Raw genomic sequence first — 18009 nt, 5'->3', positions numbered from 1 at the left:
TATCTTTGCGGGCGGTTTAACGCGAGGTCAGCGGCGCCTGCAGCTCGCCGTCGCCGACTTTAATATCCAGCAGCGCGGCAACCCTTTTGCCGACCAGCTCAATATCGAAAGCGGCTGCAGAAACCTGGCTGAAATCGAATATCGACTGCTGTGACGCATTCGCTTCCGCCACGCTTTCGTCGCGGTTAACCACGCCCAGCAGCCTGTCGCCCAGCCGCTGCTGCATAAAGGCCTTCACGTCGCGGCTGATATTGCGACGGCTGTCGCTCTGGTTAAGCACGAAGAAATGGCCGGCTTTGTGATTAAGCGCGCCGCCGATCATCTTTTCATTTTCGATTTGCGGCAGCAGCGACAGCGAAGCGGTATCCGCCAGCATCACCACCAGGTGTAAATCGGCCAGATCGGTCATGGCTTTCAGGGCCGGGCCGGGGCCTGGCGGAAAATCCGCCACGATAATCAGGCCGGGATAGTTGAGTACCGTTTGCAGTCCACGGGCAAGAAAGTGGGCATCGTTGGCCAGGTTGCTTTCAAATTCAATGCGCTGCGCTTCCGACACGTCGCCGTACGGCAGCACAAAAATATTGCCGCCGGTGGTCAGGATCGCCTGGCTCCAGTCCGGCGACTCCGCCGACTTCGCCACGAAACCGCGCCCGTCGGAGAGCGGCACGCCAAAGTGCAGGCGCAGGGCGTTCTGTACGTCGAAATCGATCGCCAGCACCTTGCTGCCGCCGCGCGCCAGCGTATAGGCCAGGTTGGCGGCCAGAGTAGTTTTGCCTACGCCGCCTTTTGGAGAACAAACACAAACTAACGGCATAGGGCGATTTTCTCCAGCAGAGGTTGTAGCAGAGTCTCTTTCGGTAAGGCTTTTTCTTCCGCCGCGCGGACGCCGGAAACGCTGAACAGCGGCTTAAAACGCGCTGCCTGAACAGATTCTGACGAGACGGACGAGGACGCCGGGTGGGCGATGCCTGACGGCACAGGCTGGGCGCGCACCGCATCCAGCAGCGAAGCGCCTGGCGGACATGGGGCGATTGACGACGATGCGCGAGCGGTTTCCGGCGGGGAAGCTGTTATTTGCGTACCGACAGTTGCCGAGGGCGAAGCAGATCCCTGCGGATAAGCGACTGCCGACAGCGAAGCCGTTTCCTGCACGCGAGCCGCCGCAGGCTTCAGCGAGGCGGAAATGCTCTCCAGCAGCGATCCACTCTGCGCCGCCGGTTTAGCCGTCACAAACGCGGCCACGCGGGAGGAGAGCGGCGCTGAAGCCTGCGCCGGGATTTTCACCGGCGCGGGCTGGCTAAAGAGATCGGCGGCCGCCAGCTGCGGCGCGGCGACATCCGTACGCTGACCGTTCCCCAGCGCTGACTCTGCGCCCTCGCTCATCAACTGCCTGATGATAGCCCAGTTGGCCTGGTCGGCATTCCGTGTCTGTTCAGACATATCTTTGAATTCGATATGGTTTGTTAGCGTTTTTTCTTTAAAACGCTGCAGGTCGTCATAGCTTTTCATGGGAACGATCGCGGGATAATAAGAAAACTGGCGGCAATATATCATACAATTTTTAACTACATCAGATTATTCTTACCGCTGATAAAAAAAGCTGCTGGCCTGTCATTATATTAACCGCTTGCGGCGCAATAATAATTAAGCAGGCTATCAATCAGGTCAGTTATTATTTGACTTAATTAAATAATCACGGGCCATTAATTCAATAATATCCTGTTTTAATAGCGTGCCGTCGTCTTTTGGAATATTAATGCCGCGCCTGCTGCCTGACAGATAAGCCAGGTTTATTAAATAGTATACTGGCGGCAGGGTTAATTTAGCATAAAACGCTTTTAAACGCGCTTTGCCACACGGTTTTATATTGCTTGCCTGCCAAACGCTACAGCGGTGATAAAACAAACCAATTAAGCCAAACGGGCGTAACGGCTAATGGAATTTGCTGTCCCTGTTTATCGACAGAGCAGCCCTGGCTGTCCCAGGCGCGGCGATAGCGGTAGCCGGAAGAGAGGCCTGTCGCCGGCTCAAACTTTGTTAGTCTGAACAAATTTACCTGGCCCCTGCAACGGATTATGGTGATTTTATGTGCAATCCAGGTAGTGTCCTCATCATGGAAAAAATTAACCTCCAGGATGCAATAACCAATCTGTCGAAGCCGATCCAGAAAGTCGCCCGAACCGGCGAACCCGTAGTTATCGCAAAGGACGGTCATGCTCTGGTTAAAATCATGGCGTACAGAGAAGATAAAACGAACGGGAAGTTGGGTTTCTACTGAATTTTTTCGATAATTTCAATCTGGAGAGCGTCTGGATTATCTTCAACACTCACCAATACGGTTTCATTCAATTTCTTCCCAGACCAACAACTTCCTGCTAAGTTACACATACTTTCTTTTATGTATCCTCTTTTTTTTAAATAAGTAGAAATTTGTTTTGTATCCGTAGTACCGAAAAACTTTGCCCGATAAATCAATGCAGGGTTAGGTCCGGACATATTACTATAACTAAATTTATAAAACCCACTTATCCTTGGCACTTTCTTTAATAAATCATGAGTGTAGAATTTATATTCTATGATATCTTTCTCCGTATACTCCGCACTATCCGAAAACTCAAGGGTAAAATATTTAAACACAACAAACAGACAGAATATGAAACCTGTTATTAAGAGGGCGTTAATTATTGTTAACTTTTTCATATTCGTTATTCCCTTGTCAGGAAATGGATAAATCCTCGATTAGGGTCAATTAAATCTACATCTCCAGAACTCAATCCATTATAAGGAGTAACTGCTTTCATGAAATCAGGCAATTCCCCAAAGTATGGCTTTCCGTTGGGGAAGCGTTCCGGGTCAGGTAAAAGTAACGGTTTAAACGTCTCATTTTTCCACAAGCCAGATTTCCCGTAATGATCCCACCGTCTTAAAGCTTCTTTTTTACTTACGGGCTTAAGATAACCGAAGACGTTGTTCATGCATGCAATTACCCGATAAAAGCCGAGAAGATCAGACACCAGATCTTCAGCGCTAAAGCCACTATCTGTAGCCCAGCTGAAAGGTACCGTCCCCTGAAGCCTCTCAAATCTTTGAGCAACTGTTAGCATCATGACAAGAGCAATGCTTTTCTTTTTATAATATGGCAGACCTTTTTTTAAACGCCAGGTTATTGACTTACCTACCGTCAGACGACGTCCAGGGCTGACCATAGATTGTTTATAGGTAACATTATAAGTTGATCCGCTTTAACATTCACCACGCAGCATTTGCGCCCATAAATTCCGGATATTGGTGCCCTGCGCATGTCCGAGATCTATCCAACCTGATATTTCTGTATAAACTAATCCATACGCGCTTTTATCTGCCATATTACCATCAATGATTTCGCTTCTTTTACTCATCTTTTACCCTTCCCTGTTTGGTAACAGCCATTAGAATGGTCCGTTATTTCCTTTAAATTTCTAAAAGATAAATTTACTTTATCATGAATAAATATATTCAAAAATGACTATTGTAAGAAATGATGCCTCTGTAAGTATTGATCTTATTCGCAAGCCCAGTTCTTACAAAACCCGGCCAGTCACATAAACGCTGCCGGTGGATAGTCTGAAAGGCGATCTTGGAAAATTAAAAATTAACATAAACAATCAATCATCCCTTTAGCGTGATTTTTTACATGATTGACCTTCACGCTGTATATACCGCGGAAAGGCCTTACCTGTAGATCCTTTTGACCGGCTCATCGTGGCACAGGCAAAACACGGTAAAATGCCTTTGATCACCTATAACAGTAGGCTAATTAAGCTTGTGGATGATTATATCGATCTGATTTCTGACGGGTAATTTAGCCAAACTTCAAGACTATGCCCACTTCTCCTGGCATAAAAGGGTTAACAAGCGCCGCCAGCCTGAAAGATAAAGCGCAGATCAATCCCGCGGCTCGCTCGCGGCTAAAAAGCGAACAACCCGCTTGGCTGAGACAGTCAGGCGGGTCGAGCATCGTTTACGGCTGCGCCTGGGCCTGAGCGTGCTGGCCGCCCGGCACCGGCTGTCCCTCATCCTGATCCACTGCGAAGCAGGCAATCTGCTGCTCGCCATACTGCTTCAGCTGCGGCTGGATCTGCGGACAGGGCGCAAAGCGACGGCGGCAGCGCGCGTTAAACGCGCAGCCCGGCGGCGGATTCAGCGGGCTGGGCAGTTCGCCGGTCAGCTTGATACGTTCGCGGCGCTCGTCCGGGTTCAGACGCGGTGTAGCGGAGAGCAGCGCCTGGGTGTACGGATGGCGGGGGTTGGCAAAAATCGCCTCTTTGCTGCCCCGCTCCACGCAGCGTCCCAGATACATCACCATCACCTCGTCCGCGATATGTTCGACCACCGACAGATCGTGCGAAATAAAAACGTACGAGAGGCCCAGCTCCTGCTGCAAATCCATCATCAGGTTCAGCACCTGCGCGCGTACCGACACGTCGAGCGCGGAAACCGGCTCGTCGGCGATCAGCACGTCGGGATCGAGCATCAGCCCGCGCGCGATGGCGATACGCTGACGCTGACCGCCGGAAAACATATGCGGATAGCGATCGTAATGCTCCGTTTTCAGTCCCACTTTCGCCATCATCGCCAGCGTTTTTTCGCGGCGCTCCGCCTTGCTCAGGCTGGTGTTAATCAGCAACGGCTCCTCCAGGATCTGACTGACCTTTTTGCGCGGGTTCAGCGAGCCGTAGGGGTTCTGAAATACAATCTGGATTTTTTGCCGGCGTAGCTTTTGCGCCGCCGGATCATGCTTTAACAGATCTTGTCCCTGATAAAACAGCTGTCCTTCCGTTGGCGTTTCGATCATGGTCAGCAGGCGGCCCAGCGTGGATTTGCCGCAGCCCGACTCGCCCACTACCGCCAGCGTTTTGCCGCGCTCCAGGTTAAACGAGACCCCGTCCAGCGCCTTCACCAGGCGCTCCTGACCAAACAGTCCTTTCTTCACCGGGTAGTGCTTTTTCAGGTCGATCGCCTGCATCAGCAGGGTGGAATCAGATGGCTTCATAGGTTGGTCTCCCGGCATCATCCAGAGGGTAATGACATTTGGACTGGCGTCCCGGAATATCACGGAGTTCAGGTTCTTCAATCCGACAGCGATCGGTGGCGTACGGGCAGCGCGGGTTCAGCAGACAGCCGTTTGGCCGATCGTACTTGCCCGGCACCACGCCCGGCAGCGAGGCCAGCCGCGCCTTGTCGGCCGCAAACTCCGGCAGCGCGCGCAGCAGCGCCTGAGTATACGGATGGCGCGGCGCCTTAAAGATATCGACCGCCTTACCGGTTTCCACCACCTGGCCCGCATACATCACGATGATGTGCTGGGCCGCTTCGGCTACCAGCGCCAGATCGTGGGTGATCAGGATCAGCGCCATGTTTTCCTGCCGCTGAAGATCCAGCAGCAGCTCGATGATCTGTGCCTGAATAGTCACGTCCAGCGCCGTGGTCGGCTCATCGGCAATCAGCAGCTTTGGCCGACAGGCGATAGCCATGGCGATCATCACGCGCTGGCTCATCCCGCCGGAAAGCTGATGCGGATACACGTCCAGCCGCGAGGCCGGATCGGGAATGCCGACCTGGTTCAGCAGGTCGATAGCCCGCTGACGACGCGTGCTCTTATTGCCGCCCTGATGCACCTTGATCGCTTCCATAATCTGGTAGCCCACGGTGTAGCAGGGGTTCAGGCTGGTCATCGGATCCTGGAAAATCATCGCCACTTCCGATCCCACCAGCTGACGGCGCTCTTTTTCAGAAATGCGCCTCAGATCGCGCTGGTTAAAAAGCAGGTTGTCGGCCATTACTTTGCCGGGGAAATCGATCAGCCCCATAATCGCCAGCGAACTTACCGATTTGCCGGAGCCGGACTCGCCGACGATGCCGACCACCTGGCCCTGCTCAACCTGATAGCTGATGCGGTCTACCGCACGGAACGGCGCTTTTTCGTCGCCGAAATGCACCGACAGTTTGTCTACAGTTAATAACGCCATCGCTGCCTCTTACTGCTTGAGTTTCGGGTCAAGGGCATCGCGTAAGCCATCGCCCATCAGGTTAAACGCCAGCACGGTCAGCAGGATCGCCAACCCCGGGAAGGTCACGACCCACCAGGCGCTCTGCGCATACTGCAACACGTCGGAGAGCATGGTGCCCCACTCCGGCGTCGGCGGTTGCGCCCCCATTCCCAGAAAACCCAGCGCGGCCATATCAAGGATGGCGTTGGAGAAGCCCAGCGAAGCCTGCACGATCAGCGGCGCCAGACAGTTAGGCAGAATATTAACGAACATCTGCCGAATAGCGCCCGCGCCCGCCACGTTGGAAGCGGTGACGTAGTCGCGGCTGACCTCGACCAGCACCGCCGCGCGCGTCAGGCGGATATAGTGCGGCAGCGCCACAAAGGTCAGCGCGATAGAGGCGTTAACGATCGACGGCCCGAAAATTGCCACCAGCACCAGCGCCAGCAGCAGGCTTGGCAGCGCCAGCATGATATCGACCAAACGCATAATGACGGCGTCGGTGGTGCCGCCGACGTAGCCGGCGATCAGCCCGAAAATCACGCCCAGGATCAGCGACAGCACCACCACCAGGCAGCCGACCAGCAGCGACAGGCGCGCGCCGTACATCAGACGCGACAGCACGTCGCGACCGACATCGTCAGTACCAAGGATATAGTGCCAGCTGCCGCCTTCCTGCCAGACCGGCGGATGCAGCAGCGCGTCGCGGAACTGCTCGGCCGGCGCGTGCGGCGCGATAAAATTGGCGAAAATAGCGATAAAAAATACGATGACCACGTAAGCCAGACCGACAACGGCGCCTTTGTTACGCTTAAAGTAGTGCCAGAACTCCTGTGAAGGGGTCATCGGCTTGGGTGCGGCGGGCACGCTGCCCGGATCGACTAAAGACATACGAAGCCCCCTATTTCTTGTGGCGAATGCGCGGGTTAACCACGCCGTAAAGCACGTCAACCAGCAGGTTGACCAGAATGATCAGGATGGCCACCATCAGCACGCCACCCTGCACTACCGGGTAGTCGCGACGCTGGAGGGCATCGATCAGCCAGCGACCCAGACCGGGCCAGGAGAAAATTGTTTCGGTCAGGATCGCACCGGCCAGCATGGTGCCAACCTGAAGACCGATAACCGTAACCACCGGCAGCATGGCGTTACGCAGCGCATGCACCACGATCACGCGCATCCGCGTCAGCCCTTTAGCGCGGGCGGTACGGATATAGTCCTCACCCAACACCTCCAGCATGGCCGAGCGCGTCATACGCACGATCACCGCCAGCGGGATAGTACCGAGCACGATAGCAGGCAGGATCATATGCATCACGGCATCTTTAAAGTCGCCCTCTTCGCCCCAGAACAGGGTATCGATCAGCATAAAACCGGTCAGCGGCTGGCTGTCGTCCAGAAACACCGTGTCGCCGATGCGTCCGGCCACCGGCGTCAGGTTGAGCTGCACCGAAACCAGCATGATCAGCATCATGCCCCACCAGAAGATGGGCATGGAGTAGCCGGTCAGCGAGATGCCGACGGCGGTGTGATCGAAAATGGAGCCGCGCTTTACCGCAGCCAGCACGCCGACCGGGATACCTACCGCGACGGCAAAAATCATCGCGCAAATGCCCAGCTCCAGCGTCGCCTTAAAGCGCGGCACGAACTCCTGCCAGACAGGAATACGGCTTTTCAGGGAGATGCCCAAATCGCCGTGCAGCACGCCCCAGACGTAGGAGCCATACTGTTGCCACAGCGGCTTATCCAGCCCCATCTGCGCCAGCAGCTGGGCGTGACGTTCGGCGGACATGCCGCGCTCGCCCGCCATAATCAGTACCGGATCGCCTGGGATCATATGGACAAAAGCAAAGGTTAACAGGGTGATACCAATAAACGTCGGGATGACAAGTCCCAGACGTCGGAGTATGAACTGCAGCATAATCCGGATTCTCTTTAAGTTCCCGCAGACCGTAGCCTGGGGGATTATAATTGCTCACATCTTACGGTCGGGCAGCCCGTCCGCGACGCCGTTAACGGCGCCTTGACCAGATAAACTTAAGCCTTGCGACGGGCCGTCGAACACGGCCCACAGGGATGGGTAAAGCAGCCGGCGAACCGGCCGCTCTCTTTACTCCTGGATATCGACGTTTTCGAAGTGATGCTTGCCCAACGGATCGACCACGTAGCCGGAGACTTTTTTGCTGACCGGCTCAAACACGGTGGAGTGAGCAATAATCAGCGCAGGCGCCTGGTCGTGCATCATGACCTGAGCCTGCTTGTAGTACTCGATACGCTTGTTGTGGTCGGCTTCACCGCGCGCAGGCTGGATCAGATCCTCGAACGGCTTGTAGCACCAGCGAGAATAGTTAGAGCCGTCCTTCGCCGCGGTACAGCTGAACAGCGTGGCGAAGAAGTTATCCGGGTCGCCATTGTCGCCCGTCCAGCCCATCATCACGGTCTGGTGCTCGCCAGCTTTCGCGCGTTTCAGGTATTCGCCCCACTCGTAGGTGACGATTTTGGCCTTCACACCAATTTTCGCCCAGTCGGCCTGGATCATCTCTGCCATACGGCGAGCGTTCGGGTTATAAGGTCGCTGTACCGGCATCGCCCACAGATCGATAGCGAAGCCGTCCGCCATGCCCGCTTCCTTCAGCAGCGCTTTGGCTTTGGCCGGATCGTAGGCGTCATCCTGCACCGCGTCGTTGTAGCTCCACATGGTCGGCGGGATCAGGTTTTTCGCCGCCTGGCCCGCGCCCTGGTAAACCGCGTCGATAATCGCTTTCTTGTTCACCGCCATGGTCAGCGCCTGGCGAACCTTGACGTTATCCAGCGGCTTTTTCTCGGTGTTATACGAGAGATAGCCGACGTTCAGGCCCGGCATCTGCATCAGGTTGATATTCTTGTCTTCCTTCATCCGCGCGAGATCGGCCGGATTCGGATAAGGCATGATCTGGCACTCGCCCTTCTGCAGCTTGGCGTAGCGCACCGAGGCATCCGGCGTGATGGAGAAGACCAGGCGATCGATTTTCGGTTTGGTGCCCCAGAACTGGTCAAAGGCTTTATAGAGAATGCGGGAATCTTTCTGATATTGCAGCAGCTGGAACGGGCCGGTGCCGACCGGATTCAGATCGACTTTTTCCGGCGTGCCCGCTTGCAGCATCTTGTCGGCATATTCTGCAGAGAGAATAGACGCGAAATCCATTCCCAGATCGGCCATGAACGGCGCTTCCGCACGGGTCAGCACAAAGCGTGCCGTGTGGTCGTCCACCTTCTCAATTTTGCTGATGAGCCTGGGCATATCCATGCCTTCAAAGTATTCGTAGCTACCGCCGGAAACGCCATGATACTTGTTGTTTTTATCCAGCTGACGCTCGAAGGAGAACACCACGTCGTCGGCATTAAAATCACGCGTAGGTTTGAAATCTTTGGTGGTCTGCCACTTCACGCCTTTACGCAGATGGAAAGTGTAGGTTTTGCCGTCTTCGCTCACGTCCCACTTTTCTGCCAGGCCGGGCTGTAGCTCGGTGGTGCCGACTTTGAACTCTACCAGCCGGTTATAGATAGGCACGGAGCTGGCGTCGTAAGTGGTGCCAGAAGTGAAAAGCTGCGGGTTAAAGCCTTCAGGCGATCCTTCGGAACAATAAACGAGGGTTTTGGCCTGGACGCTGGCGGCCACGGTCAGGGCGACCAGGCTCAAACCGACCTTCAGCATCCTGTTTTTAGCCAGGGAATTACGCATGCTTCTGCTCCAGTTGTGATGTTGTATTAGGCAGTTCGTCAGGCCTGTATTTTTTTATAGTGGCCTGTACGTATCAGAAGGTTTGGGTAGAAGACGCGGCGAGGCTGATGCCATCAGACAAATCCTTATCCTTCCTCTTCTGAGCGATCAATTTGTCAACAGTTGCAGAAAACGTCAATACGGCCGTTGGCTATTTACACAGAGGATGAGAGGCGACAGACAAATATAAAAAATAACCAAAAGCGACCGTTTCCAGCGCATATAATACGCCGTTAACTTTTTATGCCGCTTAAAATAGCGTCAGAAAATCAGCAGCCAGTGAAACGCGTTGCAAAAAAACCCTTGAAAATAATCGCCTGTATCCCATTTTTTTAACAATACGCTTTGCTTATACCTGCCATTCCAGGCAAAAATTCTGCAACGGCAGGATAAAAAACGGCCAATGACGCGTTTTTTTGGCCAGCTACAGCGCAGCGCGAATTAACGCGGCGGCAGCGGGCGGAAAGGCTTTTTCACGGATGGAAAGCGCATAAAGCGAGACGGGTGTTTTTTACACCGCAGCACAATTGGCTGCCGGTGTCGGCGGCGTTTCAGGGCCGCCGATAACAAATAATCAGTGCGAAACGGCGCGGGAAAGCGTGTTGATAATAACCACGCCGACGATGATAAACGCCATGCCGATTAGCGCGGGCAGATCCAGTCGCTGACCGTGCCAAAGCCAGGCAACCAGCGAGATCAACACGATGCCGACGCCCGACCAAATAGCATAGGCGATGCCGGTCGGCAGATGCTGCAACGTCAATGAAAGACAGTAAAAAGCGATGCCATAGCAGAAAACGGTGCCCAGGCTTGGCCACAGCCGCGTAAAACTTTCCGACGTTTTCAGCAAGGTGGTGCCAATCACTTCCGCCACGATGGCGATAAATAGAATGAGATACATCATTATGACCGTTCTCCTGAGTTACCCGTTTGGTTAAAGGAAGAAGCGAGCAGCGCTTCCGCGGCCTATCTTGCAGAAATTCGCGCCGGGCTTTTTGATCCCGCGCATAGCTCTCTGCTGCAACCTTAATACCACCTTAACGGCAGGCAACAGACACATATGCCGTTATGGATTTCGTCCCGCAGGCACGCGTGTGTTGCCTACAGCAGCACAGAGATGCCTTTAACTGTAAATCGCCTGCATCCGGAACGGATATAATAATGATGGATAACATGTATGAAAAAATGCACATTGACGTTAAGAAAATGCTTTGTTTTTACTTATAAAGACCGGGTACTACAGGCCATATCGATTAACTTTTATATTTAATGGAATTAAAGCAATAAGGATATAACGATGAGACGCCCGACACTGGCAGCGGTCAGGAGCGCTCCTTACAACATCAGTTCATTTTCTCCACCTGGCGCTTCAATATCAGTCCATATGGTAGTAGCACGCTTTCATAAAGGGCCATCATTGCTTACTTATGGCTGGTTCTGTATCAGGTCAGGAAGCATGGCCCCGGGATTATAAATTTCATCACGGCGCGCAGTATGAAAACTTTGGCCATTTTCATTACGGTACGGCAGGACATGCGGCCGGAATAAAAGAAGCCGTGCTGCTCAGGGCGGCAGGCTGGGCACAGGGCCAGGCCGGAACCTCAGAAGATAAGTGGCGCCATTGGTATAATGAATCGCCTTACGGTGACGACCCTAACGATGCGTACTGGATAAGGGCAGGGATAGATTATGCAAAACGCACCGGCTTTAAAAAGGGGTATGTCCTGCTGATATTCCTGGTTTTACTCATTTCTTTTGGAGCCTACAAGACAGAACGGTTTTCGCCTGTTGAACGAAAAATTATTAAAAAATCGCAGATTAACAGACTATTAAACCTCTATGTCACCGAGGTCAATGCGGGAGCTACCACGGCTTTCTCATATCGTTTCTATCTGTTTGACGCAGATAGAAATGATAAGTCATTTCTTGACAGCCTGAATGATACTAAGCCTTTTTTAATCACGTCCGACCCTGATGCATTTAAAAAAGTTGAAAATAATGCAATATATCTCTCTGTAAAAGGGCATGTTTTTTCATTTAGCAATTCACCGGCAGTCCGCATAAATGAGGTTATTTATTCCGCTCCCGTTTATCTTACATCCACACCATTTTAAGAAAGGGGCGGTTTGGCCCCTCCTGCTGTTCATCGCCTGATGCGTTATCCACCGGAGCCGTGCAGGACTGATACCGGCGGCGAAAAAGCCTCGCTGAACCTTTCAGCTTCTCCACATCGCCCACCGAACCTCACGCATAAAAAAACCCCCGGCCGCTAAGGCTCGGGGGTGAGTAATTTGGCACGGCGCGTTAGATTTTGCCGCCAGAAGCCTTACGCTTTGTCGGATCCGCACACCAGTCGTTCGCCTCTTTGATGCCGCCATCCGGAGACGTGTAGCCCAGGCAGCCCAGCACCGAGTCGAACAGCTCAACATGACGATGCGTCGCGCCCACGCGCTGCTGCGCCTGCAGGCGTTCAAAGCGGCTCTGGTTAGCCGGGTCTGCCAGATACTTATCGGAAGCCCAAACGATCATCGGCACGCGGAACTGTTCCGGCGGTGCCATATGGCGCGGCGTGCCGTGCAGGTGCATGTTATCGCTGATCGATTCGCCGTGGTCGGCCGCGTAGAAGACAATCGCTTTCTTACCGCGCAGCTGATCGAACACGCTTTCCAGCACCGTATCCGTATAAAGCACCGAGTTATCAAAGGCGTTGATCAGCATCGCTTTGCTGCATTTATCGTCCACGCCCATACATTCAGGCTGATAACGGGCAAACTCGCGCGGATAGCGCTGCGAGTAAAGGTAGTGTGAGCCTTTGGTATGCAGCACGACCAGATGCTTACCTTCAGGATGGCGATCGAGCGACTTTTTCAGCTCCGGCACCAGCAGCATATCGTCCACCGATTTACCCTGGTTCTGCTTTTCCGAGCCAATCTGCTCGCGAAACGCAAAGTTATCCGCATCGGTATTGTTGTAGAACCAGACCTCGCTCTGCATAGCGAAAAGCTCTGAGCTAAAGCCCAGCGACTTCATCACCGCAAAAACGTTCTGCTCTTTCAGCGTGCGGCCTGGCCCTTCGTCGGTCCCGCCTTCACGCACGAACATACAGCGCAGCGAAAGCTTGGTTGCGGTGTCGCAGGATTCCCCCCGGAACGCCACCAGGTTTTTCTCGTGGGAAAGCTTTGGCGTGGTGTCGCGGTTGTAGCCCAGCAGGCCCATATGATCCCAGCGGGTGGTTTCGCCAATCACGAATACCACATAGGTGTCGTCCAGCCCGGCCGGCGCGTTATAGGTAAACTGCTTTGCCGGATCGAACAGGTCTTTACCGTCCATCGTCTCGTCGTAGCTGGTATAGGCAAACAGCCCCAGCGCCGACAGCCAGTTGGAAGGCAGATAGGAGTGCGCCACCACGCCGCCATAGCTCGGCAGATCGACATTGGTCAGCTTCTCGTTGATGTTCTGCTGCTTGTCGAAATAGCGGATAGGCAGCCAGACCAGCGCCACGGTTAGCAGCAGCACGCCCAGCGGCTTCAGGCGCTGTCCCGGTGTTTTCAGCTGCTCAATCAGCGTCAGGCGCAGCGAGTTGCGCCAGATCAGCAGCAGCGGCAGCGCGCTGACCAGCACCATCCACAGCACAAAGTGATAGCCAATCACCTCTTTCGACAAATCAGTATCCGTGGTCATCACCGACGCAACGATGCCGTAGCCAATCACCACGTTAAAGAAGCTCATATAGTAGCTGGCGGCTACCGAAATCAGCACCAGCGCGGTGGCAGTCACGCGCCAGAAAATTTTACCGCCCAGCGACAGCAGCCGCATCAGGAAAAAGGTCAGCAGAACGATGGCGACGACTTCCGCCACGGCGGATAGCCATTCCGTCACGCTGAAGTGGGCCAGAAAGGGATCGAAACGACGATAAAAAACGGGAATATTCAGAAAGATACCGATGTAAAACGCCAGCAAAAACGAGAGCTTTTGCTGCGTCAGTGTTTTAATGTAATTCATGCAACCTTTATCCCGGCGTAACTTTAGAGTAAACGCTAATCAGACCATACCGTTTCGCCAGAGTTCGGTTATAGGGTCGATTATCACCCTGAGAAACTTTTCCCGGACGATTCTGAAGGGAAAAAACTCACCTCCACGCGCAAGCGGCGTAGTTAACCACATTATCGGGGATTTATCAGTTCAATCGCGGGAATAAGCACGGAAATGCGGTGGGGAGAAAAATTGCAGACAGCCGGAGCGCCATAGCGGCTCCGGCCAGCGCCGTTATCAGTTAATGATGTTCAGCGTTACGTCGATATTGTCGCGGGTTGCGTTAGAGTAAGGGCAGACGATATGCGCCGCGTCTACCAGCTTTTTCGCTTCCGCCGCGTCCATTCCTTCCAGGTGGATATTCAATTTAGCTTCGATACCAAAACCGGTTGGCAGCGGCCCAATGCCCACTTCCCCTTCGATAAAGGCTTCTTTTGGCATCGTGATTTTGTCGCGGTTGGCGACAAACTTCATTGCGCCCAGGAAGCAGGCCGAATAGCCAGCGGCAAACAGCTGTTCAGGGTTGGTGGCTTCGCCACCCGCGCCGCCCATTTCTTTCGGTACGCCCAGCTTTACGTCCAGCACGCCGTCTGAAGAGGTAGCGCGGCCGTCACGACCACCGGTGGCTTTTGCTTTGGCGCGGTAAACGACTTTTTCTAAAGACATCAGGCAACTCCTTTCGTTAGGTTTAATATGCGCTATTAAATCGCGAGCGACTTAATGAGGCGCCTGTAATCAGTATAGCCTCTCCGGAGCGAGACCAGGATCTAGCCGTTGAGGCTGTCGCGCAGGCTTTCCAGTTCGGCTTTCAGCACGCGCATTTTTTCCGCATCACAGGCGGCGGCGCAGCTGACGGCCTGCGGTAAATCGACCGCTTTATGGCGCAGCTCGCGACCCTGTTCGGTCAGCGTCACCACCACCTGACGCTCGTCTTTGCGCGAGCGCTGACGATCCAGCAGACCCGCCGCCTCCAGCCTTTTCAGCAGCGGCGTCAGCGTGGCGGAGTCCAGAAACAACCGTTCGCCGATTTCGGAAACCGTCACGTCATCGCGCTCCCACAGCACCAGCATCACCAGATATTGCGGATAGGTGATATCGAGCGGCGCCAGCAGCTGGCGGTAAAGCTTGTGCAGCGCCAGATTGGTGGAATAGAGCGCGAAGCAGAGCTGTTGATCAAGCAACAGTGGCGAGGCTTCCGCTTTTTTGTCATCTTTATCTGTGGTCATGGCAAAAAATATAAATAGCGCGCTATATAATTGCAAGCGAATATTAAAGCTCAGGGGAGAAAACCGATGTATTCACTGGAAGAAAAGGCCCGACGCTACGCCAGCAAGGCTCATGCTGACACGGGTCAGCGTCGCAAATATACCGATGAGCCTTATATCGTACATCCGGCCGCGGTAGTGGAGCTGGTGCGCAGCGTAACCGATAATGAAATCATGCTGGCCGCCGCATGGCTGCACGACACGGTCGAGGATACGTCCAACACGCTGGCGGATATTGAGAGCCATTTTGGCGCTGAGGTCGCCTCGCTGGTGGCGATGCTGACAGACAGCAAGCAGCCCGACGCAAAAAATCGCGCGGCGCGTAAAGTGGCCCATTTTCGCCATACGGCGCAGGCCTCGGGCGACGCCCAGACCATCAAGCTGGCCGATATCATTGATAACACCCGCTCGATTATTCATTACGATCCGCACTTTGCCCGCGTTTATCTGATAGAAAAACGCGTGCAGATCGCCTTGCTGAAAGAGGGAGATGAAGCGCTGTGGCGGCAGGCTTCCACTATTATCGAAAGCGGTATTGAGCAGCTGACGCAGGCGCCTTATTACGTGCCGCTTGCCTGGTTTACCCGCCAACAGCAAAGATATCAGCTCCCGAATTAATCCTTAACCGGGATTTTCGGCGCTTTTCTGCATTAATTAACTCAAATCGGCGCCGCCGCCGCAGGCTGGCGGCATTAATTGGTAAGCCTGAGCCGACCCAGTGCCTATAATTGCCCCGAAAAATAAGGGGCATTATGCAATCTGATTTACTTTTTATCCGCCGCAAGGCGTTGGCTTTTATTGGCTGCGCGCTGTTTCTGGCCGCCATGATGGGAGTGGTTTTTATCGATGTTCGCTGGATGAACGATGGCGTACACGAGACCTCATTTACTGAAATCGCTCAGGAACTGATGCTGCTGGCTATCGCGCTGCTCTATTTTCATGGTGCATATCGACAGCCTGCCATCAGGCCGACGCTGATACTTATCGGCGGATTCTTCACCTGTATGCTGATCCGCGAGCTGGATTTCCTGTTCGACGAGCTGTCGCACGGCAGCTGGGTGTGGTTCGCGCTGGCCACCGCCGCCGCGTGCGTCGCCATTGCCGTGCTACAGCCAAAGCGCGCCGTGAAAGGCCTGGCCGATCTGCTGCGTCATCCTGCCTGGGGCATGTTGTGCGCGGGTTTGCTGACTATTCTGGTGTTTGCGCGCCTGTTTGGTATGCGCGACCTCTGGCAGCACCTGATGCTGGATGGCTATAACCATACGGTGAAAAACATGGCGGAGGAAGGCTGCGAACTGTTGGGCTATAGCCTGTGCCTGCTGGCTTCGCTGGGCTATCTGTATGGCGATCGGGCGAAGGCGGAATAAAAGACGCTGCCTTGCCAACACTCGTAAAGCCCGGCGTTAAACGCCGGGCTTTTTTATGGCCTATTGCTTGTAAAAAATGTCGCCGGATTCCACTTTCAGGATGCGGCCATCTTCTTTAGAAATCTGCACGTAGTTGCCGCCCATATAGGTCCAGCTGGTGCCCTGCTCAGGCGCGGGCAGGTTGCGGGTTTTCCAGTCCACAATCTCATATTTTTTAGTGCGGTAGCGATCGGGCACCACGCTGCCGATAGTGAAACGCTGAAAATCGGCAAAAAAGTACTGAATTTCATAAGGATGGGCCGGATCGCGCTGCGGTGCAGCCGTTTCGCCTGAAGGCGTCTGCGCCTGAGATGGCGTTTGTGCTTCCGGCGCTACCGGTGCAGGTGCTGCCGGTGCAGGTGCTGCCGGAGCGGGCGCATCCGCAGCTGGCGCGGCGGCGGCAGGATCCTGCTGCGTCTGAACATCTTCTGCAAAAGCCGTAGACACTAACGGCGTGGCAGTCAGTAAAAAAGCAGAAAAGAGAATGGACGTCGACTTACTCATGATTTTCTCCGCTGAAAATGAAATTATCAGGTGGCACCGGTCAGCGAGGAAGCGCCACTTCGTCACGCGCACATTATCTCTTCTTTCATAGCAAGGGAAGCAGGAAAAAGCGCATCGGCATCAGGCCCGCTTTAAATGCGCTTTTTAACAGGCAGGCTCGCCAGCGGTTTGATCTCTTTCAGCACAAACATGCTTTGCATCCCTTTAATACCGGGGAGACGGCGAATGACCACCACGGCGAAATCGGCGTGGCGGCTGCTTAACCTGCCCGGCTTATCGCATCCGAATTATTATTACGATAAAACACGGCCGGGGCCCGTGCCTTCACTTGTAGCCACGGCGAAAGTGATGCCCTTCTCGCTGTTGTCCTTCCTGAACGTAATCCTGTCCTTTTTTGGCCTTCTGCACGGCGTCGATCCCCCTCATTATCGACGTTACAGCCCTGCAAACCGGAGTCCCAAAATGACCGATACCGTACTGTTAGTGATTGACGCCCAGGAATCTTTCTATCATCGTGGCTACTCTGACACGCCGGAAGTCCCGGCCTTTGAGCACAAGCTGAGTGAGCTGATTGCGGGCTGCCAGGCCAGAAAAATTCCGGTGGTGGATGTGTTTCATGTTGAGGTGGACGGCCCGTTCTCGCTGGCGTCAGGCCTGGTAAAGCGCCTGCCTTTTTTGCAGCATCAGCCTGCCGTCACCGTGCAGAAACAGGTGCATAACGCGCTGACCGACTCTGGCCTGGCTGCATGGCTGAGTGAACGTCAGGTCACACACTTGATTATCAGCGGGCTGCGTACCGAACAGTGCTGTGAAACCACGGCCCGCGTCGCGTCCGATTTGGGTTATAAAGTCACTTTCGTCACCGAGGCAACCCTGACCTTCCCGATTACGCATAAAGGGACGACGCTCGGCATCGCCGATCTGCGTCACCATACTGAAAGCGTGCTGCTAAACCGTTTTGCCGCTATTGCTACCGTAGAAGCGTGTTTGCAGGCGCTGAAATAAAGCGCCAG

At 54.1% G+C, this 18009-nt stretch carries 20 protein-coding genes and 1 pseudogene; 5 read left to right on the top strand and 16 right to left on the bottom strand.

Annotated features, from left to right (window positions below; translation table 11 throughout):
* Positions 1-16 precede the first annotated feature (16 nt).
* The 5 genes from bcsQ to EGK14_RS21860 all read right to left on the bottom strand — a co-directional run bounded on the left by bcsQ (position 17) and on the right by EGK14_RS21860 (position 3398).
* Positions 17-814 (bottom strand): cellulose biosynthesis protein BcsQ, encoded by a 798-nt coding sequence (gene bcsQ / locus EGK14_RS11770; protein WP_125289287.1) that lies wholly within the window; start codon positions 812-814, stop codon positions 17-19.
* Complete coding sequence (gene bcsO, locus EGK14_RS11765; protein WP_158616046.1) at positions 805-1509, bottom strand: cellulose biosynthesis protein BcsO; 705 nt, start codon at positions 1507-1509, stop codon at positions 805-807. Before bcsO ends, bcsQ begins: the two co-directional genes overlap by 10 nt.
* A gap of 762 nt (positions 1510-2271) precedes the next feature.
* Complete coding sequence (locus EGK14_RS11755) at positions 2272-2700, bottom strand: hypothetical protein (protein WP_125289284.1); 429 nt, start codon at positions 2698-2700, stop codon at positions 2272-2274.
* Between the two features lie 5 nt (positions 2701-2705).
* Positions 2706-3206: a hypothetical protein gene (locus tag EGK14_RS11750; RefSeq protein ID WP_370256329.1), complete on the bottom strand. Its 501-nt coding sequence runs from the start codon at positions 3204-3206 to the stop codon at positions 2706-2708.
* Positions 3207-3242: 36 nt separating this feature from the next.
* Positions 3243-3398 (bottom strand): hypothetical protein, encoded by a 156-nt coding sequence (locus tag EGK14_RS21860; RefSeq protein WP_370256327.1) that lies wholly within the window; start codon positions 3396-3398, stop codon positions 3243-3245.
* Positions 3399-3693: 295 nt separating this feature from the next.
* Here EGK14_RS21860 and EGK14_RS21855 point away from each other — a divergent pair, with 295 nt between their 5' ends.
* Positions 3694-3840: a PIN domain-containing protein gene (locus EGK14_RS21855; RefSeq protein ID WP_370256342.1), complete on the top strand. Its 147-nt coding sequence runs from the start codon at positions 3694-3696 to the stop codon at positions 3838-3840.
* Between the two features lie 160 nt (positions 3841-4000).
* Here EGK14_RS21855 and dppF read toward each other — a convergent pair whose 3' ends face one another.
* From dppF to EGK14_RS11720, 6 genes are all read right to left on the bottom strand, one after another.
* Complete coding sequence (gene dppF, locus EGK14_RS11745; protein ID WP_125289283.1) at positions 4001-5032, bottom strand: dipeptide ABC transporter ATP-binding subunit DppF; 1032 nt, start codon at positions 5030-5032, stop codon at positions 4001-4003.
* On the bottom strand, positions 5019-6008 hold the full coding sequence (gene dppD / locus EGK14_RS11740; RefSeq protein WP_125289282.1) for a dipeptide ABC transporter ATP-binding protein: 990 nt from the start codon (positions 6006-6008) through the stop codon (positions 5019-5021). The genes dppF and dppD overlap by 14 nt, the downstream gene beginning before the upstream one ends.
* Before the next feature lie 9 nt (positions 6009-6017).
* Positions 6018-6920: a dipeptide ABC transporter permease DppC gene (gene dppC, locus EGK14_RS11735; RefSeq protein ID WP_125289281.1), complete on the bottom strand. Its 903-nt coding sequence runs from the start codon at positions 6918-6920 to the stop codon at positions 6018-6020.
* Between the two features lie 10 nt (positions 6921-6930).
* Positions 6931-7950 carry a dipeptide ABC transporter permease DppB gene (gene dppB / locus EGK14_RS11730; RefSeq protein WP_125289280.1) on the bottom strand — a complete coding sequence of 340 codons (1020 nt, stop codon included), beginning with the start codon at positions 7948-7950 and terminating at the stop codon, positions 6931-6933.
* Positions 7951-8139: 189 nt separating this feature from the next.
* The gene (gene dppA / locus EGK14_RS11725; protein ID WP_125289279.1) at positions 8140-9750 is read right to left on the bottom strand and encodes a dipeptide ABC transporter periplasmic-binding protein DppA; all 1611 of its coding nucleotides are present in this window, start codon (positions 9748-9750) and stop codon (positions 8140-8142) included.
* A gap of 613 nt (positions 9751-10363) precedes the next feature.
* Entirely contained in the window at positions 10364-10693 is a 330-nt protein-coding gene (locus EGK14_RS11720; protein ID WP_304984969.1) for an SMR family transporter, read from the bottom strand.
* A gap of 523 nt (positions 10694-11216) precedes the next feature.
* On the opposite strand from EGK14_RS11720, the gene EGK14_RS11715 reads away from it, so the two are divergent.
* Positions 11217-11903, top strand: a complete 687-nt coding sequence (locus EGK14_RS11715) for a polymorphic toxin type 44 domain-containing protein (protein ID WP_125289277.1) — start codon at positions 11217-11219, stop codon at positions 11901-11903.
* A gap of 190 nt (positions 11904-12093) precedes the next feature.
* On the opposite strand, the gene eptB is transcribed toward EGK14_RS11715, so the two are convergent.
* The 3 genes from eptB to EGK14_RS11700 all read right to left on the bottom strand — a co-directional run bounded on the left by eptB (position 12094) and on the right by EGK14_RS11700 (position 15047).
* Positions 12094-13791, bottom strand: a complete 1698-nt coding sequence (eptB, locus tag EGK14_RS11710) for a kdo(2)-lipid A phosphoethanolamine 7''-transferase (protein ID WP_125289276.1) — start codon at positions 13789-13791, stop codon at positions 12094-12096.
* 267 nt (positions 13792-14058) lie between these two features.
* A complete protein-coding gene (locus EGK14_RS11705) occupies positions 14059-14487 on the bottom strand; it encodes an organic hydroperoxide resistance protein (protein WP_125289275.1) in 429 nt (142 codons plus the stop codon).
* Between the two features lie 101 nt (positions 14488-14588).
* The gene (locus EGK14_RS11700; RefSeq protein ID WP_125289274.1) at positions 14589-15047 is read right to left on the bottom strand and encodes a MarR family winged helix-turn-helix transcriptional regulator; all 459 of its coding nucleotides are present in this window, start codon (positions 15045-15047) and stop codon (positions 14589-14591) included.
* Between the two features lie 66 nt (positions 15048-15113).
* Here EGK14_RS11700 and EGK14_RS11695 point away from each other — a divergent pair, with 66 nt between their 5' ends.
* Together EGK14_RS11695 and EGK14_RS11690 are read left to right on the top strand one after the other, a co-directional pair.
* A complete protein-coding gene (locus EGK14_RS11695; RefSeq protein ID WP_125289273.1) occupies positions 15114-15704 on the top strand; it encodes an HD domain-containing protein in 591 nt (196 codons plus the stop codon).
* A gap of 134 nt (positions 15705-15838) precedes the next feature.
* Positions 15839-16453, top strand: a complete 615-nt coding sequence (locus EGK14_RS11690; protein WP_125289272.1) for a hypothetical protein — start codon at positions 15839-15841, stop codon at positions 16451-16453.
* Between the two features lie 60 nt (positions 16454-16513).
* Here EGK14_RS11690 and EGK14_RS11685 read toward each other — a convergent pair whose 3' ends face one another.
* Both EGK14_RS11685 and EGK14_RS21580 read right to left on the bottom strand, forming a co-directional pair.
* Entirely contained in the window at positions 16514-16996 is a 483-nt protein-coding gene (locus EGK14_RS11685; protein WP_125289271.1) for an RcnB family protein, read from the bottom strand.
* A 131-nt stretch (positions 16997-17127) separates the two neighbouring features.
* A pseudogene (locus EGK14_RS21580) lies at positions 17128-17247 on the bottom strand (Lrp/AsnC family transcriptional regulator); the annotation flags it as partial.
* A 211-nt stretch (positions 17248-17458) separates the two neighbouring features.
* Here EGK14_RS21580 and EGK14_RS11675 point away from each other — a divergent pair.
* On the top strand, positions 17459-18001 hold the full coding sequence (locus tag EGK14_RS11675; RefSeq protein WP_125289270.1) for a cysteine hydrolase family protein: 543 nt from the start codon (positions 17459-17461) through the stop codon (positions 17999-18001).
* Positions 18002-18009: the final 8 nt, after the last annotated feature.

The sequence above is a fragment of the Erwinia sp. 198 genome (genome assembly GCF_003937915.1).
GTDB lineage: Bacteria > Pseudomonadota > Gammaproteobacteria > Enterobacterales > Enterobacteriaceae > Erwinia > Erwinia aeris.
The sequence above is the reverse complement of the archived record's forward strand: the minus strand, read 5'-3'. Positions and strand labels throughout refer to the sequence as shown.

Bases quoted from the DNA above. Each gene is read 5' to 3' on its own strand.
- EGK14_RS11675 (WP_125289270.1), top strand. From the start codon at position 17,459: ATGACCGATACCGTACTGTTAGTGATTGACGCCCAGGAATCTTTCTAT.
- EGK14_RS11690 (WP_125289272.1), top strand. From the start codon at position 15,839: ATGCAATCTGATTTACTTTTTATCCGCCGCAAGGCGTTGGCTTTTATT.
- EGK14_RS11715 (WP_125289277.1), top strand. From the start codon at position 11,217: ATGGCTGGTTCTGTATCAGGTCAGGAAGCATGGCCCCGGGATTATAAA.
- bcsQ (WP_125289287.1), bottom strand. From the start codon at position 814: ATGCCGTTAGTTTGTGTTTGTTCTCCAAAAGGCGGCGTAGGCAAAACT.
- EGK14_RS11705 (WP_125289275.1), bottom strand. From the start codon at position 14,487: ATGTCTTTAGAAAAAGTCGTTTACCGCGCCAAAGCAAAAGCCACCGGT.
- dppB (WP_125289280.1), bottom strand. From the start codon at position 7,950: ATGCTGCAGTTCATACTCCGACGTCTGGGACTTGTCATCCCGACGTTT.
- EGK14_RS11695 (WP_125289273.1), top strand. From the start codon at position 15,114: ATGTATTCACTGGAAGAAAAGGCCCGACGCTACGCCAGCAAGGCTCAT.
- EGK14_RS11750 (WP_370256329.1), bottom strand. From the start codon at position 3,206: ATGGTCAGCCCTGGACGTCGTCTGACGGTAGGTAAGTCAATAACCTGG.
- eptB (WP_125289276.1), bottom strand. From the start codon at position 13,791: ATGAATTACATTAAAACACTGACGCAGCAAAAGCTCTCGTTTTTGCTG.
- EGK14_RS11700 (WP_125289274.1), bottom strand. From the start codon at position 15,047: ATGACCACAGATAAAGATGACAAAAAAGCGGAAGCCTCGCCACTGTTG.
- EGK14_RS21860 (WP_370256327.1), bottom strand. From the start codon at position 3,398: ATGAGTAAAAGAAGCGAAATCATTGATGGTAATATGGCAGATAAAAGC.
- bcsO (WP_158616046.1), bottom strand. From the start codon at position 1,509: ATGAAAAGCTATGACGACCTGCAGCGTTTTAAAGAAAAAACGCTAACA.
- dppD (WP_125289282.1), bottom strand. From the start codon at position 6,008: ATGGCGTTATTAACTGTAGACAAACTGTCGGTGCATTTCGGCGACGAA.
- dppC (WP_125289281.1), bottom strand. From the start codon at position 6,920: ATGTCTTTAGTCGATCCGGGCAGCGTGCCCGCCGCACCCAAGCCGATG.
- EGK14_RS11685 (WP_125289271.1), bottom strand. From the start codon at position 16,996: ATGAGTAAGTCGACGTCCATTCTCTTTTCTGCTTTTTTACTGACTGCC.
- EGK14_RS11755 (WP_125289284.1), bottom strand. From the start codon at position 2,700: ATGAAAAAGTTAACAATAATTAACGCCCTCTTAATAACAGGTTTCATA.
- EGK14_RS11720 (WP_304984969.1), bottom strand. From the start codon at position 10,693: ATGATGTATCTCATTCTATTTATCGCCATCGTGGCGGAAGTGATTGGC.
- dppA (WP_125289279.1), bottom strand. From the start codon at position 9,750: ATGCGTAATTCCCTGGCTAAAAACAGGATGCTGAAGGTCGGTTTGAGC.
- dppF (WP_125289283.1), bottom strand. From the start codon at position 5,032: ATGAAGCCATCTGATTCCACCCTGCTGATGCAGGCGATCGACCTGAAA.